Origin of the sequence: Enterobacter sp. BIDMC93 (assembly GCF_001037805.1) — a bacterium.
GTDB lineage: Bacteria > Pseudomonadota > Gammaproteobacteria > Enterobacterales > Enterobacteriaceae > Enterobacter > Enterobacter hormaechei_C.
In genome coordinates, this window is record NZ_KQ089962.1 from 2832566 (window position 1) to 2847338 (window position 14773).

Below are 14773 nucleotides of genomic sequence, written 5' to 3' on the forward strand. Positions count from 1 at the left end.
GTCCGCCTATGCCAGAAAACAGCAAAAAGATGACAAACTTAAGACATCCCTCGCCGCGCGCGGTCGTGCTGGCATATGACGGTTTATGTACCTTTGAGTTTGGCGTGGCGGTAGAGATCTTTGGCTTGCCGCGCCCGGAGATGGGCGAGGACTGGTATCAGTTCGCCGTGGCGAGCGTGGATGACGGCGAGCTCCGGGCAACGGGCGGGATCCGTATTCTGGCCGATGGCGATCTGCGTCTGCTGGAGACGGCGGATCTGGTTGTCGTACCCGGCTGGCGAGGGCTGGACGAACCCGTACCCGACGCGCTCTGCCAGGCGCTCCGCGCGGCGCATGCCCGCGGCTGCCAGCTACTCTCAATCTGTTCTGGCGTTTTCGTTCTGGCAGCCTCAGGCCTGCTTGACGGGCGGAAGGCAACCACCCACTGGCGCTACACGCAAGCTCTGAAAGCACGCTATCCCGCTATCACCGTGGTTGAGGATGTGCTGTACCAGGACGAAGGCGATATTCTCACTTCCGCAGGCAGCGCCGCGGGGATTGATCTGTGCCTGCACGTGGTGCGCCGGAATTACGGTATTGAAGCGGCAAACCGCGTGGCGCGTCGGCTGGTGATCCCGCCCCATCGGGACGGCTCGCAAACCCAGCAGCTTAGCCGACCGGTGGCTCAGTTGCGGGAGAGCCAGCGCCTGGGCCAGCTGTTTGATTATCTTCACCAGCATCTGGCCGTTTCCCATACCGTCGAATCGCTGGCCCTGCGGGTGGGTATGAGTCAGCGCACCTTTCTGCGCCGTTTCCAGGACGCGACCGGAACAACGCCCGCGCGCTGGTTATTAACTGCACGATTGCAGCGGGCAAAAGATTACCTCGAAAACAGTCGGCTCAGCATCGACAATATTGCGGAACAAACCGGTTTTGGACAAAGCGGCACGCTGCGCCACCATTTCCGGCAGCAATTTGCGCTTTCGCCCGCGCAATATCGCAAACAATTTTCACAGCCGGTACGATAAACGGGCAAAAAAAAACCGCCATAATCTGGCGGTAAATGCTTGCATGGATAGATTTGTATTTTGGTATCTACGCTCCGGTATTCCATACCGGGATGTGGATCATCTGCAATCTACCACTGTGAGCCTCAACGAAGCATAAACGAATCGATTAACCCGCTTTGGTATTAATTTGCAGATAACGCATCAGCCCCTGCTCTGCACTCTGGCGGGCATCATCATTAATCGCTTCGAGATAAAACGCACGAGAGACCCCATACGGCGCCTGCTCAGATGGGTAAACGGCGAACTGGAAGGTTTTGCCCCTCGCCTTATTGGTACAGCCCAGCTCCCAGCGATCTTCACTTACCTGGGTGCTATTACATTCGACACGTCCGTAATCGCTGGTTAAATACGATCCGACACGGCTTTTTGCTGACTGAATATATTCTGGTTCTTCATTTGAATAGATGCTGGCCGCAGCACCCACCGCAACCACTACGCCCAGAAGTGATAGCACGATTATTTTTTTCATTTATTCGATCCAATCCTTAGCCAGAAAAATCTTATTGTAAATGATTTCCCAATAAATCTAGCTTCTCTTTGCATACCAGAAATGGGAGTTTACAACGGCGATATTGCTTTTAAGAATAGTCTTAAGTGAGTTTTATTGCGACCACAATTTTTGACAGTCTATTTTCTCAAATTTAAACAGTCGAATAATTACTCTATGAAATTATCCCTACGATGACCGTAGCGTATTTTCAGGGGATAAAGGATGTTCAGAAAAGAATTTTCGCTACTGCTGGTGATTAGCGCCCTGTTCTCAGGGCAGATTATGGCGGAGCACAAAGGGCATGAATTTGTGTATGTGAAAAACGCCGACCATCAGCTTCGTCATGAAGCTGACAGCGACGAGTTACGCAGCGCGGCTGAGGAGTCTGCGGAGGGGTTGCGCGAGCACCATGCCTGGCAGAAATCGCGCAAACCGGATACCCACTCTGCGGGTTAGCTGCCTTTACGCTTCGGCAGGGTCTTCATCAAATCGTCAGGGCTGACGGAGGCCACAATGCTTCCCGGAGGCGGCATTTTGAAGATGTGATTCTTCATCTTGCCGATAACGTGCATTTCACACGGACGGCAGTCAAACTTCAGCGTCAGCACTTCATCGCCATTCACCAGCTGCATCGGCGTCGCTTTCCAGCTTTTAATATTGCCTTTCGCCTGTTTCGGACAAAGGTTAAAGGCAAACCGCAGGCAGTGTTTGGTGATCATCACCGGCACATCGCCCTTCTCTTCATGCGCTTCATACGCGGCGTCAATCAGCTGCACGCCGTGACGATGGTAAAACGCACGCGCTTTGTGGTTGTAAACGTTCGCGAGGAACGAGAGATGCGTGTCCGGGTAGACCGGCGCAGGCACCGTTTCGGCCTTACGGCTGCCGCGCGGATAGTTTGCCAGCCGTGCTTCATCCAGCATCTCTGCCGTTTCACGGCGGAACTGGTTCAGCAGGCTGTTCGGCACGAACAGCGCGTCCGGCAGATTCACCTCAATATTGCGCGCGTAATAAATGGTCTGCCCCAGCTTCGCCACGCCATCCTTGAGGTTGCTAAGCGCTTTCTCCGCATTGTTCGCCACCTCGAACAGGCCGTCGAGCGTATGCGTCACGCTGATACCGTCTTCGCAGGTCATGGTCAGGATCAGCTGCTCTTCCCAGCCCCCCAGCGCGATATCCACCGCAATGCGGCGCTCGCTGGAGGTCTTGAGCAAGGCCTGCTGCCAGTTGTGATCCAGGTTACGGTTAAGCGCCGCATTAGGACGGGCTTTATAGAGATCGGCAGGCATTTCGTTCGGCCAGACGCGATAGCGATTTTCGCCGGTTTTCTCCACCGTATTGGCGCGGAAACCCACTACTTCACGTTTGATCATCACGTTGAGACCATCGCCGTTCGCCAGCGGCTCTGTAACCTGAACGTCAAGATGATCTTTCGCCACTTTCAGCACTTCACCCACCGGTAAACCGATAAACTTCGGTGAATCGAACGCGCCAATATCCCCTTTACGGGCATTCACGAAATAGTCCGTGCTGCCGCGGTGGAAGGTCTTGTCCGTCGACGGAATAAAGAAATGCTCTGTACGACCGGCGGACGCGCGCGCCAGGTCACCGCGATCGTCGATGATGGCATCCAGCATCTGACGATAATGGGCGGTGATATTTTTCACGTAGCTCATGTCCTTGTAGCGCCCTTCAATTTTGAAGGAGCGTACACCGGCATCGATCAGCGCGCCGAGGTTGGCCGTCTGATCGTTATCTTTCATCGACAGCAGGTGTTTTTCGAATGCCACCACGCGGCCCTGATCGTCTTTCAGGGTATACGGCAGACGGCAGGCCTGAGAGCAGTCGCCCCGGTTAGCGCTGCGCCCCGTCTGGGCGTGAGAGATATTACACTGCCCGGAATACGCCACACACAGCGCACCGTGGATAAAGAATTCAATGGTCGCGTCGGTCGCCTGGTGGATATCGCGGATTTGGTTCAGGTTCAGCTCGCGCGCCAGAACAATCTGCGTAAACCCGACGTCCGAAAGAAACTTCGCCTTCTCAACGGTGCGGATATCGCACTGGGTGCTGGCGTGCAGCTCAATCGGCGGGATATCCAGTTCCAGAACGCCCATATCCTGAACGATCAGGGCGTCAACGCCGGTCTGGTAGAGATCGGTAATAAGACGCTGCGCGGGCTCAAGCTCATCATCATGAAGAATGGTGTTCAGGGTCACGAACACCTTCGCCCCGAAACGGTGGGCGAACGGGACCAGCTCGGCAATGTCGCGCAGGCTGTTGCTGGCGTTATGACGGGCACCGAAGCCAGGGCCGCCAATGTAGACGGCATCTGCTCCGTGAAGAATGGCTTCACGGGCAATGGCGGCGTCGCGGGCCGGGCTTAGCAGTTCAAGATGATGGGAGTGCAGGCGCATACTTCGTCGTTATCCGTTATGGTCAAAATGGCGGCTATTGTAGTCAGAAGTCTGTGCCAGTGAAACCGTTTTGCGACGCTTTAGCGGGGATAATGGATCAGAGAGTGAAAATGCACCGTCCGGGCGCTGCTGTTGCGGTACGCGTGCGGTTTATCGCCGGCAAAACGCACGCCGGAATCAGCGTATAGCGTGCGCCAGACACCGTCAATCTGCATGTCCAGCTCACCGCTTATCACTACCACGTGCTCGATCACCCCGGCTTCGTGCGGCGTGGACTCACTCAGTGCGCCGGGCGACAGGGTGATGGAGAAATGGTCGAACTTAAGCTGTTCATCCCAGGGGAAAAGCGGTTTCACCACCATCGCCTGCTGCTGCGGATCGAACACCGCCTGCGGTTCGCTTTCTGGAGTGATAAACGCCGAAAAAGGTACGTTCAGCCCGGTGGCGATTTTCCACAAGGTAGAGACCGTCGGGCTGGACTCATTGCGTTCGATTTGCCCAAGCATCGCTTTCGACACGCCCGTCTCTTCCGCCAGTTTCGACAGGCTCCAGCCCCGCGCCTGACGCAGCGCTTTCAGTGTGGTTGCCAGGTGTTGAGTGATATCCATAGTTCCTCCCGTTGCGGCAAAGCATACCACTTGTACGCTATAGCGCACAGTGATACCTTATCCCGGACGTTATAACGCACAACGGAGTTTCCATGCGATCGACTGCCTCTCTCTTTCCTGCCGTGCTGGCCGGTTTTGTTGCCGTGCTGGTGGGCTATGCCAGCTCTGCCGCCATTATCTGGCAGGCGGCTGAGGCGGCTGGCGCCAGTACACAGCAAATCGCCGGATGGATGACCGCGCTGGGGCTCGGGATGGGGATCAGCACGCTGGCATTGTCGTGGTGGTATAAAGCCCCGGTGCTGACCGCCTGGTCGACGCCCGGCGCGGCGCTGCTCGCCACCAGCCTGCAAGGCGTGACGCTGGCGGAAACCATCGGGGTATTTATATTCGCGAATGCGCTGATTCTGCTGTGCGGCGTCACCGGCCTGTTTGCCCGGTTGATGAAATTGATCCCGCACTCGCTTGCCGCCGCTATGCTGGCGGGCGTGCTGTTACAGTTTGGCCTGAAGGCATTCAGCAATCTTGAGGGACACATTTTTCTTTGCGGCAGTATGCTGGCCGCCTGGCTGGTGACCAAAGCCGTAGCGCCCCGGTACGCCATTGTCGCCACGCTGCTGGTGGGCGTGTTCGTGGCATGGGCCGGAGGTGACGTTGTCACGAACAGGATGACGTTATCAGTCATCATGCCGGAATTCATTGCCCCTGCGTTCACCTTCACCAGCCTGATCAGTATCGGCTTACCCTTCTTCCTGGTGACCATGGCGTCGCAGAATGCGCCCGGCTTCGCCACCATGCAGGCATCGGGCTATCCGCTGCCGGTCTCACCGCTGATCGTTGCCACCGGCGGGCTGGCACTGCTGTTATCCCCCTTCGGCGTTTATTCTATATGCATCGCCGCCATCACTGCCGCCATCTGCCAGAGCCCGGACGCCCATCCGGATGCCAGAAAACGCTGGCTGGCCGCGGCGGCGGCAGGCGGGTTTTATCTGCTGGCGGGGGTGTTCGGCGGGTCGATTTCCGGGCTGATGGCCGCCCTGCCGCTGAGCGGCATCCAGACGCTGGCCGGGCTGGCCCTGCTCGGCACTATCAGCGGGAGTTTGTATCAGGCACTGAACCATGAAGCAGAGCGCGACGTGGCGATCGTTACCTTCCTGATGACCGCCAGCGGCGTCACGCTCCTGGGAATTGGCTCCGCCTTCTGGGGGCTGGTGCTGGGAGGGATCTGTTACGCCGTCTTCTCACGCCTTCGCCGCGCGTAGCTGTGACGGCGTGATGCCGGTCATGCTGCGAAAACGGTTACTGAAATGGCTGGCGGAGTTAAATCCGCAGGCCAGCGCGATGTCGGTGAGCGGCGTGGTCGTGTGCTGTACCAGCGCTTTGGCCTTCTCCATGCGGCGCTGCATAACGTACTGATGCGGCGCCAGCCCCATCGACTGGCGGAACATCCGCGCAAAGTGATACTCACTGAGTGCGGCCTGGCCCGCCAGTTCCGCCAGGGTTAAGGGTTGTGCAAGGTTTTCCTCGATAAAGGCCAGCACGTTGCGCAGTACAAACGGCGATAACCCGCCGGTCACCACCGGCAGCTTCCACTGTACGCTGGAATAGTGCTGGACCAAATGCGTCAGCAATAAGGTCGACGCGGTGCTCAGGGTGAGCTGATTGGCGTTTTGCTGCCAGTCGCAGCCGAGCAAAAACTGGCGATAAAGGGCAGTGATTTTCGGATCGCTGCCGAAGATTTTTTCCTCCAGCGTCAGCGATAGCGGTCGTTTATCCCAGATTTTCTCCCCCACGTCCCGCAGGTGTTCATCGGTGCAGTAGAGGTGCACAAACGACAGGTCGTCGCGGATATCCCACGTGGATTCGCTCTCTTCCGGCATCAGACAAAAACGGTCCGGCCCGCCGCCATTTTTCCAGCCACCCGGCGTTTTTTGATAGCTTTCATAGCCATCCGCCACGTACAGGCTAAGGGTGTGATGGTTGCTTTTCACCGTGATCGTGTCGTGCTTGTTGTACCACGCCGCCAGTTGAATGCCAGTATTGAGCGCGACGGTTTCCCGCAGCACTGCATTTTGTTGGCGTAACGTTTCAAAGGTGTCGTAAACGAGAGACATGGCCGTAAACAGGTGATTAATCAGACTGTCAGTCTAAGAAGTGTTGCAGCCTGTTACCAGCCATTGTGCGAGAAAAAAGCGCAAGAATTTGCAAGTCCGGCGCAAGGCGATGAAAGCCGGCCCCCCCTTCTTTCGCCACACTGTTGTTTTTCGCGGTATGAGAAGAGAGACACCATGAACGCATTACTCTATGGGCTGGTCGTTGTTATCTGGGGCACGACCTGGATCGCCATTTTTTTACAACAGGGGCCGGTTGCAGCGCCGGTCTCCATTTTCTGGCGCTTCGCCGTGGCCAGCGCCACGATGATGATCGTCCTGGTCGCCCTTCGCCGCCTGCGCAGGCTGGCGCTGCGGGATCATCTCTATTGCATGCTTCAGGGCTGCTGCGTTTTCTGTTTCAACTTCTGGTGCTTTTACACCGCCGCCGCCCATATCAATACCGGCCTTGAGTCGGTGATTTTCTCGATGGCCGTGCTGTATAACGCCATCAACAGCTTTATCTTCTTCGGCCAGCGCCCACCCGCACGCTTCTGGACGGCGGCAGCGCTGGGGCTTATCGGGATCATTACCCTTTTCTGGAACGATCTGCTCGCCAGCGGCTGGAGCGCGTCGTTGCTTACGGGCATCGGGCTTTCCGCCCTCGGCACCTACGGCTTCTCGCTGGGGAATATGATCAGCATGCGTCATCAGCGAAACGGGCTGGAAACTATGACCACCAACGCCTGGGCGATGCTGTACGGCACCGTCGTGATGGGCCTTATCGCGCTCTTCAGGGGCGATAGCTTTATGCCGGAATGGACGGTGAGCTATATGGGGGGGCTGCTCTATCTTGCGCTGTTTGGCTCGGTGATTGCCTTCGGCGCCTACTTTACGCTGGTAGGCCGCATTGGTCCCGGTAAAGCCGCGTACAGCACCCTGCTGTTCCCGCTGGTGGCGCTGTCGATTTCAACGGTGTACGAGGGTTACGTGTGGCATCTCAACGGGATCGTCGGCCTGCTGTTGATACTGGGGGGGAATATGGTGATGTTTACGAAGCCGGAAACCTGGTTCCGCCGCCTGCGGACGGCATAAAAAAACGGCCTGCGAAAATGCAGGCCATTTTTTATTAATTTGCTGTCTGATGAACATCAAACATGGTGGCATCCGTCGCCATGTCATCCACAACCTGCTTCAGGGTGCCGAAGCCCATTGGCGTATTCTCGTTCGCCAGCTCTTTCCCTTCACCCTTACGAACAACCTTAATCACTGGTTTGTTCGTGGCCGCATCGATTAACTCACCTTCGAAGAACAGATGCGTATCCATGGTACGATGGCCCGTTGCCATCTGCGTACCCGCAACCAGCAGCGCCACAGGCACCACTTCATAGAACTGCAAACCTTCTTTGTCTGAGCTCACACCCGTGATGGCGCCGCGGAAGATCAGGCTATGTTTGCCCGGCGTCGTCACAATCGGCTTACGCTGGCCAATCGCGGTTTTCAGTTTGGTATTGGTATAATTCAACAGCTCATCAAGCGTTTTTTGCCCAAGCTGAGTGGTCGGTTTTGGCGTCGGATAATAGGTTATCGGCGTCCAGATAATGCTGTCGTAATTCGCCTCATTATAGGACGGGTCAACCCAACGCAGGGTTGGCTTCCCGGTTGCAGATTTCATCTCCTGCAAGCCGGAGTAATCTTTTAAAAAGCCTGAATATTGATCGGGGGCTGCGACTTTTGACGCACAGCCGGAAAGGGCCAACAGACCAGAAAGCACTGCAACTTTAAAAAAAGTGTGAGTACGCATGATGGTATTCCATGTTATCTGCAAGTATGCACTTGAAGTTATAACAAAAAACCGGGCGATGTGTTGTGGCAAAAAATGACGAAGACAGCACAAATAGCGAAAAAACTGCCCGACCGAAACCGGGCAGTGAAAATTACTCTTTCAGGTCCACTTGCCAGAACAGGTGTTTGCCGAAGGGATCGATTTCATAGCCCGTGACCTCTTTACGGACTGGCTCAAAAATCGTCGAGTGGGCAATCATTACCGCCGGCATTTGATCGTGCATCATCTGCTGCGCCTGCTTGTACAGCGCCACGCGTTTTTCGCGATCGGTTATCGATTTAGCTTCGGCAATCAGGTTATCAAACGGCTTATAGCACCATTTGGCCGAGTTCGACCCGCCGTTGGCGGACGTACAGGTAAACAGCGGGCCGAAGAAGTTATCCGGATCGCCCGTCGCCGTTGTCCAGCCCATCAGTGCGGCCTGATGCTCCCCGCCCTTCACGCGCTTCAGGTATTCGCCCCATTCGTAGGTCACGATTTTGGTCTGCACGCCCACTTTCGCCCAGTCCGCCTGGATCATCTCCGCTATACGCTTCGCGTTCGGGTTATACGGCCGCTGCACGGGCATGGCCCACAGATCGATGCTTACGCCGTTGGCAAATCCCGCCTCCTTTAGCAGCGCTTTCGCTTTTTCTGGATCGTAATCATAGTCTTTCAGCTCGCTGTCGGCACTCCAGACGCCAGGCGGCAGCAGGTTTTTCGCCGCCGTGCCGGTGCCGTGGAACACCGCCTCAATGATGGCCGGTTTGTTAATCGCCATCGCCAGCGCCTGGCGCACTTTTACGTTATCCAGCGGCGGCTTTTGCGTGTTAAACGCCAGGAAACCGGTATTCAGACCGGCCTTGCTCATCAGGTTGATGTCTTTGTTAGCCTTCATACGCGGCAGGTCCGCCGGGTTCGGGAACGGCATCACCTGGCACTCATTCTTCTCGACTTTGGCAAAACGCACCGAGGCGTCCGGCGTGATGGTGAACACCAGACGATCCAGCTTCGATTTTCCCTGCCAGTAGTCAGGGAAAGCGGTGAAGAGGATGCGGGAATCCTTCTGATATTGCGCCAGCTTAAACGGCCCGGTGCCAATCGGCTGCATATCGACCTTTTCTGGCGTGCCCGCTTTCAGCATGGCATCGGCATACTCCGCCGACAGAATGGAGGCAAAGTACCACGCCAGATCAGCGACAAACGGCGCTTCCGGATGCGCCAGGGTGAAGCGCACGGTGCGATCGTCAACTTTATCAATGGCGGTAATCAGGCTGCCGAACTCCAGACTTTCGAAGTTGGAATAACTGCCGTTGGAGACGTTATGGTAGGGATGATTCACATCCTTCTGGCGCATAAACGAAAAAATCACGTCGTCCGCGTTGAAGTCGCGCGTCGGCGTGAACAGCTTATTACTGTGGAATTTCACCCCTTTGCGCAGGTGGAAGGTGTAGATCTTGCCATCCTCGCTTACCTCCCAGCTTTCCGCCAGGCTCGGCACCAGTTCGGTAGTGCCCGGTTTGAAATCGACCAGACGGTTATAAACCGGTACGGCGCTGGCGTCCACGCTGGTCCCCGACGTATAGAGCTGAGGATTGAAATTTTCCGGCGATCCTTCGGAGCAATACACCAGCGTTTTTGCCGCGACGGTGGAACTGACCGTCAGCGCAGCAAGCGCCAGCGTTATCATTGTGAATGTGCTTTTCATCATTTATTCCTGTCTTTTTAATTCGACGGCTAATTACCTCTTTTGCCATTTCATAAATAACATTAAAGTGATGGCGCAAACACATGAAAAATAAATACAGAAGGAAACACTATGGGCTCAGAACTCTCCAGACAATTAACCCAACGCTTTTTCCGCTATCTCGCCATCACCAGCCAGAGCGACCCGAAAGTCAAAACCCTGCCCTCCACCCCGGGTCAGCACGACATGGCGCGGGAGCTGGCGAAGGAGCTGAAAACGCTGGGGTTAGATGATATTGTGATAGATGAGTTCGCCACCGTTACCGCCGTGAAAAAAGGCAATGTTCCCGGCGCGCCGCGGATTGGTTTTATTACCCATATCGACACCGTCGACGTCGGTTTATCCCCGGATATTCATCCACAAATATTAACGTTTACGGGGGATGATCTCTGCCTGAATAAAGAGAAAGATATTTGGCTGCGCGTAAAAGAGCACCCGGAAATTCTGGCTTATCCTGATGAGGAGATTATTTTCAGCGACGGAACCAGCGTATTAGGCGCAGATAATAAAGCGGCCGTCACCGTGGTCATGACGGTGCTGGAAAACCTCACCGCTGAACATAAGCATGGCGATATTGTGGTGGCGTTTGTGCCCGATGAAGAGATTGGCCTGTGTGGCGCGAAAGCGCTGGATTTGAAGCGCTTCGACGTCGATTTTGCCTGGACCATCGACTGCTGCGAGCTGGGGGAGATTGTTTACGAGAACTTTAACGCGGCGGCGGCTGAAATTCGCTTTACCGGCGTCACGGCTCACCCGATGTCCGCCAAAGGGGTGCTGGTCAATCCGCTGCTGATGGCAACGGATTTCATCAGCCATTTCGATCGCCGGCAAACCCCGGAATGCACCGAGGGGCGCGAAGGTTATATCTGGTTTAACGGCATCCAGGCCGGGCAGAACGAAGCGATACTGAAAGCCAATATTCGTGATTTTGACAAAGATGGTTTCGCCGCCCGCAAGCAGCACATTGCCGATGTGGCGGCGCAAATAGCCGCGCAGCATCCCACGGCAAACGTGGAATACCGCATTGAGGATACCTACAGCAATATCAGCAATGCGATTGGCGAAGACCGCCGCGCGATCGACCTGATGTTCGAGGCGATGGAATCGCTCGGCATCACCCCAAAACCGATCCCCATGCGCGGTGGCACGGACGGGGCGGCCCTGTCAGCCAAAGGCTTGCTCACCCCGAACTTCTTCACCGGCGCCCATAACTTCCACTCGAAGTTTGAGTTTTTACCGCTGTCGTCGTTCGAGGCCTCCTGTCGCACTGCCCTGCAACTCTGTCTGCTGGCCGCGCGTTAAGCGGGCTTGCGTGCGAGCAGGGTGGCGAAGCGTAGCTTGATACGGTTCCCGTTGGCATCGGTACGGTGGAGTTCCCCCACCTCTTCGTTGTACTTGATCAGCTCCCAGCCTTCGTAGTAGTTGCTCAGTTCACCGGTTTTGAAGGCAAACGGGAAGCCGACTGTGCACGGATAATCCTCCGTATCCATGGCGGCAACGATCAGGTTATAGCCGCCTGGTTTAGTGCAACGCTGCATATTGGCGATAAGACCAGGGATGGTTTTCGCTTCGAGGAACATCAATACAACGGTGGAAAGAATAAAATCATATTCTCCGTCAAAGGTCAGGTTGTTCAGATCCTTAATCGCCGTTTGCAGATTCGCGATCCCTTCCGCCGCCTTAATGCGCTCGATGTTATCGATGCTCATCGGGTTTTTATCCCACGCCGTCACGTCATAGCCATTGGCAGCGAGGTAGAGGCTGTTGCGACCATTTCCGCAACCGAGATCGAGCGTTTTTCCCGGCTTAACAATGTCCGCGCTGAGCAGCACCTCTGAGTGCGTGCGGGTCAGCCCATATTTCTCAGTAAAGTAGTTTTCATCGACAGTCATTATTTTTCCTCAGATTGCATAAGCAGTGCCTTATCAGCGCGCACCAGAAGTTTGCCCTGCATCAGCAAGATAAAAGTACGGACCAGCAGCATCGCGATGATGACGTTGGTGAAAATAAACAGGGGAACCGCGAGGGCATGAAAGAACCCTGACGGACTGCTCTGCCCAAGATGTAAACCGGTGGTCGCCAGCGCCGACACCCCGAACGAGAAGCTCCAGAACGACGCGTTAAACGGCTGCGACAGATACCACGGCATCAGACGCAGCATAAACAGGAGTTGCAACAGGCCATAGCCGAAAAGCATTTTGGCGAAGGTGTCCGCTTCGCCGCCGTTGACGCTAAACCAGGCGCTACAGGCCACCAGGGCAGGCGCAAGCTGGATACCGAGCGAGGTACGAAGGGCAGCGGGCAGTTCGCCCGCGCTGCGCAGGCGTTGCAAAATGACCGGCTCCAGGCTCAGCCAGGAAAAGACCCCGGCACCAAGGAACACCAGCCCCGCGTCGTGGAAGCCTAGCGCACCGCAGGCCATCGCGCTGATAAAATTGTTCGCTACCGTCGGCAGATACAGTCCCGGCGTCGTGGCTTCTTCCGGATGCTTGCCGCGCCACAGCCCGGCGCTTTGCCAGGCGGCATACGCAAGCTGGATCACCACGCCCACGCTAAACAACCCCAGCGCCAGCGGGCGATACCACGGCACAAAGCCGATGGCCACCAGCAGCGTTGTGGCAGGAAACAGGCTGACAAAACTGCTCATTACCGGATGCCGCATCTCGGCCAGCACGCTATGTGGAAACCGTACCGCACGGGTAAGAAACGCCACGCTCAGAAGGAACCAGATCCCCACCGCCAGCGCCACCAGGATCTCGCCCGGCCAGCGCGTCACCGGCCAGATGGTGCCGGCGTAACGCCAGGCGAACCCCATGCCTATGGTCCCGAGGACCATACCGAAATACCCGGCGGGCAAGTTAAGAACGCGTTGGTTTTGGTTATGCATTTTTTTTAAACTTTAAAATGTATTTTAAATGCCATTTTAAGGGGTTTCCTGTGCGGACGCCAGCACTTCGAAAAACCAAAACTTTGCTACGTTTATTGAAAGGCTTTTCAGGGATAACACGATGACAAAATATCGGCTTAGCAATGAAACGCGTCTCTGGCGCTGGCAGGACGGATCAACGCCGTGCACAACGCCTCTCAGACAAATTATTGCCGTGAAGGATTTTAACGATGTGACCAGCGGGACTAAAGGCGGTTGGGTTGAGGATGAACACGCGCTCGCCCAGGATGGGGATTGCTGGGTTTACGATGAAAACAGCGTGGTGTTTGCCGGGGCCAGGATATCCGGTAACGCCCGCCTCACCCAACCCTGCATCGTAAGCCACCGCGCACACGTTGGCGGCAACGGCTGGCTTGACGCGGCAGAGGTGAGTCACGGGGCGGTAATAAGTGACAACGTCACCATTCAGCACTCCACCGTACGCGGGGAATGCCGTATCGCGGGTGATGCGCGGGTGCTGCATAACAGCCTGGTGATTGCAGCCAAAGGGCTGACACCCGACCGTGAGCAGATCCTGCAAATCTATGACAGAGCCACGGTCAGCCAGTCGCGTATTGTGCATCAGGCGCAAATCTACGGCGATGCCATGGTGACCTGGGCCTTTGTTGAGCACCGCGCCGAGGTGTTCGATCGCGCCATTATTGAGGGCAACGCGCTGAATAACGTCTGGGTGTGCGACTGCGCCAAAGTGTACGGCAACGCCCGTCTGCTGGCCGGTCTGGAGGATGATGCCATCCCGACCGTGCGGTACAGTTCACAGGTCGCGGAAAACGCCCTCGTCGAAGGCAACTGCGTCATTAAACACCACGTATTAATAGGCGGCGAGGCGTGGTTACGCGGCGGGCCGCTCCTGATTGATGACAAAGTGGTCATTCAGGGGCGGGCGCGTATCAGCGGCGATGTCCTGATTGAGCATCAGGTGGAAATAACGGACGATGCGGTTATCGAGGCGCTGGAGGGTGAAAGCATTCACGTCCGGGGAGCCAAAGTGATCAACGGCGACACGCGGATCACCCGGACGCCGCTGCTGGGGGCGCTATAGCGTGAAGATTCTGGCGTACAGGTTCACGTCATCGTAGCGACCGTTGAGCATTTCCGCTTCCCGCAAACAACCTTCCAGCGTGAAACCGTTGCGCTGCGCCACCCGGTTACTGCTCTGGTTATCCACGCGACACTTGATCACAAAGCGGCGGATCTCGCCGCGCTCAACGTAATAGCGCATAAACGCCTGGAGCGCCTGAGAGAGAATGCCCTGCCCCTGATGCGCTTCGTCGAGCCAGTAGCCGATGTATCCGGCCTTATTCGCAGGCTCGATCGCGTTGAAGGAGAGCACGCCTACCAATTCGTCATTCATAAAAATCAGGAACATTTTTGCGTAACCGCGCTGGTGCAGCATCTGGTTGCTCTGCACGTTACGGCGCGTGTCCTCCTCGCTGCCGACATGCTGCGCCCAGTCGAAGGCGGTTTGCAGCCAGGTTTTGTTTTTGATTACGAGGTTATGCAGATCGGTGGTATAGCGCTCTTCGACGGCGCGAAGCTCGATTTCCTGGTTAACGGGGATGATTTCTGAAGACATGGTGCCTCTTAATTGCCGGGTGGCGCT

15 protein-coding genes are annotated in these 14773 nt (G+C 56.1%); 6 read left to right on the forward strand and 9 right to left on the reverse strand.

Going from position 1 to position 14773, the window contains the following annotated elements; all coding sequences use genetic code 11:
• Positions 1–8 precede the first annotated feature (8 nt).
• A complete protein-coding gene (gene ftrA / locus SK58_RS13275) occupies positions 9–1007 on the forward strand; it encodes a transcriptional regulator FtrA (protein WP_032653544.1) in 999 nt (332 codons plus the stop codon).
• 148 nt (positions 1008–1155) lie between these two features.
• Here the strand turns inward: ftrA and SK58_RS13280 are convergent, their stop codons facing one another.
• Positions 1156–1518 carry a hypothetical protein gene (locus tag SK58_RS13280; RefSeq protein ID WP_015570547.1) on the reverse strand — a complete coding sequence of 121 codons (363 nt, stop codon included), beginning with the start codon at positions 1516–1518 and terminating at the stop codon, positions 1156–1158.
• Positions 1519–1761: 243 nt separating this feature from the next.
• Between SK58_RS13280 and SK58_RS13285 the strand changes: the two genes are divergently transcribed.
• Entirely contained in the window at positions 1762–1995 is a 234-nt protein-coding gene (locus SK58_RS13285) for a DUF2554 family protein (protein WP_015570548.1), read from the forward strand.
• Here SK58_RS13285 and SK58_RS13290 read toward each other — a convergent pair.
• A complete protein-coding gene (locus SK58_RS13290; protein ID WP_015570549.1) occupies positions 1992–3956 on the reverse strand; it encodes a peptidase U32 family protein in 1965 nt (654 codons plus the stop codon). The two genes, SK58_RS13285 and SK58_RS13290, sit on opposite strands and share 4 nt — an antisense overlap.
• A gap of 80 nt (positions 3957–4036) precedes the next feature.
• Positions 4037–4564, reverse strand: a complete 528-nt coding sequence (locus tag SK58_RS13295; RefSeq protein WP_015570550.1) for a helix-turn-helix domain-containing protein — start codon at positions 4562–4564, stop codon at positions 4037–4039.
• 92 nt (positions 4565–4656) lie between these two features.
• On the opposite strand from SK58_RS13295, the gene SK58_RS13300 reads away from it, so the two are divergent.
• On the forward strand, positions 4657–5823 hold the full coding sequence (locus tag SK58_RS13300; RefSeq protein WP_048220063.1) for a benzoate/H(+) symporter BenE family transporter: 1167 nt from the start codon (positions 4657–4659) through the stop codon (positions 5821–5823).
• Here SK58_RS13300 and SK58_RS13305 read toward each other — a convergent pair.
• Positions 5803–6675 carry a helix-turn-helix domain-containing protein gene (locus tag SK58_RS13305; protein ID WP_006810606.1) on the reverse strand — a complete coding sequence of 291 codons (873 nt, stop codon included), beginning with the start codon at positions 6673–6675 and terminating at the stop codon, positions 5803–5805. The two genes, SK58_RS13300 and SK58_RS13305, sit on opposite strands and share 21 nt — an antisense overlap.
• 174 nt (positions 6676–6849) lie before the next feature.
• Between SK58_RS13305 and SK58_RS13310 the strand changes: the two genes are divergently transcribed.
• Entirely contained in the window at positions 6850–7746 is an 897-nt protein-coding gene (locus SK58_RS13310) for a DMT family transporter (protein WP_017693442.1), read from the forward strand.
• Between the two features lie 34 nt (positions 7747–7780).
• Here the strand turns inward: SK58_RS13310 and SK58_RS13315 are convergent, their stop codons facing one another.
• Positions 7781–8455 carry a DUF3313 domain-containing protein gene (locus tag SK58_RS13315; RefSeq protein WP_003857221.1) on the reverse strand — a complete coding sequence of 225 codons (675 nt, stop codon included), beginning with the start codon at positions 8453–8455 and terminating at the stop codon, positions 7781–7783.
• A gap of 133 nt (positions 8456–8588) precedes the next feature.
• Positions 8589–10184 carry an ABC transporter substrate-binding protein gene (locus SK58_RS13320; RefSeq protein WP_048220064.1) on the reverse strand — a complete coding sequence of 532 codons (1596 nt, stop codon included), beginning with the start codon at positions 10182–10184 and terminating at the stop codon, positions 8589–8591.
• A 111-nt stretch (positions 10185–10295) separates the two neighbouring features.
• Between SK58_RS13320 and pepT the strand changes: the two genes are divergently transcribed.
• Positions 10296–11525 (forward strand): peptidase T, encoded by a 1230-nt coding sequence (gene pepT / locus SK58_RS13325; RefSeq protein WP_047365007.1) that lies wholly within the window; start codon positions 10296–10298, stop codon positions 11523–11525.
• On the opposite strand, the gene tehB is transcribed toward pepT, so the two are convergent.
• On the reverse strand, positions 11522–12115 hold the full coding sequence (tehB, locus tag SK58_RS13330; protein WP_048220065.1) for a tellurite resistance methyltransferase TehB: 594 nt from the start codon (positions 12113–12115) through the stop codon (positions 11522–11524). The genes pepT and tehB overlap by 4 nt on opposite strands.
• Positions 12115–13110: a dicarboxylate transporter/tellurite-resistance protein TehA gene (gene tehA / locus SK58_RS13335; protein WP_023296595.1), complete on the reverse strand. Its 996-nt coding sequence runs from the start codon at positions 13108–13110 to the stop codon at positions 12115–12117. Before tehA ends, tehB begins: the two co-directional genes overlap by 1 nt.
• Before the next feature lie 121 nt (positions 13111–13231).
• On the opposite strand from tehA, the gene ydcK reads away from it, so the two are divergent.
• On the forward strand, positions 13232–14212 hold the full coding sequence (ydcK, locus tag SK58_RS13340) for a YdcK family protein (protein ID WP_048220066.1): 981 nt from the start codon (positions 13232–13234) through the stop codon (positions 14210–14212).
• Here the strand turns inward: ydcK and rimL are convergent.
• A complete protein-coding gene (gene rimL / locus SK58_RS13345; RefSeq protein WP_048220067.1) occupies positions 14207–14746 on the reverse strand; it encodes a 50S ribosomal protein L7/L12-serine acetyltransferase in 540 nt (179 codons plus the stop codon). The genes ydcK and rimL overlap by 6 nt on opposite strands.
• Positions 14747–14773 lie beyond the last annotated feature (27 nt).

Excerpts from the sequence above, each read along its gene's own strand:
- ftrA (WP_032653544.1), top strand. The coding sequence starts at position 9 with ATGCCAGAAAACAGCAAAAAGATGACAAACTTAAGACATCCCTCGCCG.
- SK58_RS13280 (WP_015570547.1), bottom strand. The coding sequence starts at position 1,518 with ATGAAAAAAATAATCGTGCTATCACTTCTGGGCGTAGTGGTTGCGGTG.
- SK58_RS13285 (WP_015570548.1), top strand. The coding sequence starts at position 1,762 with ATGTTCAGAAAAGAATTTTCGCTACTGCTGGTGATTAGCGCCCTGTTC.
- SK58_RS13290 (WP_015570549.1), bottom strand. The coding sequence starts at position 3,956 with ATGCGCCTGCACTCCCATCATCTTGAACTGCTAAGCCCGGCCCGCGAC.
- SK58_RS13295 (WP_015570550.1), bottom strand. The coding sequence starts at position 4,564 with ATGGATATCACTCAACACCTGGCAACCACACTGAAAGCGCTGCGTCAG.
- SK58_RS13300 (WP_048220063.1), top strand. The coding sequence starts at position 4,657 with ATGCGATCGACTGCCTCTCTCTTTCCTGCCGTGCTGGCCGGTTTTGTT.
- SK58_RS13305 (WP_006810606.1), bottom strand. The coding sequence starts at position 6,675 with ATGTCTCTCGTTTACGACACCTTTGAAACGTTACGCCAACAAAATGCA.
- SK58_RS13310 (WP_017693442.1), top strand. The coding sequence starts at position 6,850 with ATGAACGCATTACTCTATGGGCTGGTCGTTGTTATCTGGGGCACGACC.
- SK58_RS13315 (WP_003857221.1), bottom strand. The coding sequence starts at position 8,455 with ATGCGTACTCACACTTTTTTTAAAGTTGCAGTGCTTTCTGGTCTGTTG.
- SK58_RS13320 (WP_048220064.1), bottom strand. The coding sequence starts at position 10,184 with ATGAAAAGCACATTCACAATGATAACGCTGGCGCTTGCTGCGCTGACG.
- pepT (WP_047365007.1), top strand. The coding sequence starts at position 10,296 with ATGGGCTCAGAACTCTCCAGACAATTAACCCAACGCTTTTTCCGCTAT.
- tehB (WP_048220065.1), bottom strand. The coding sequence starts at position 12,115 with ATGACTGTCGATGAAAACTACTTTACTGAGAAATATGGGCTGACCCGC.
- tehA (WP_023296595.1), bottom strand. The coding sequence starts at position 13,110 with ATGCATAACCAAAACCAACGCGTTCTTAACTTGCCCGCCGGGTATTTC.
- ydcK (WP_048220066.1), top strand. The coding sequence starts at position 13,232 with ATGACAAAATATCGGCTTAGCAATGAAACGCGTCTCTGGCGCTGGCAG.
- rimL (WP_048220067.1), bottom strand. The coding sequence starts at position 14,746 with ATGTCTTCAGAAATCATCCCCGTTAACCAGGAAATCGAGCTTCGCGCC.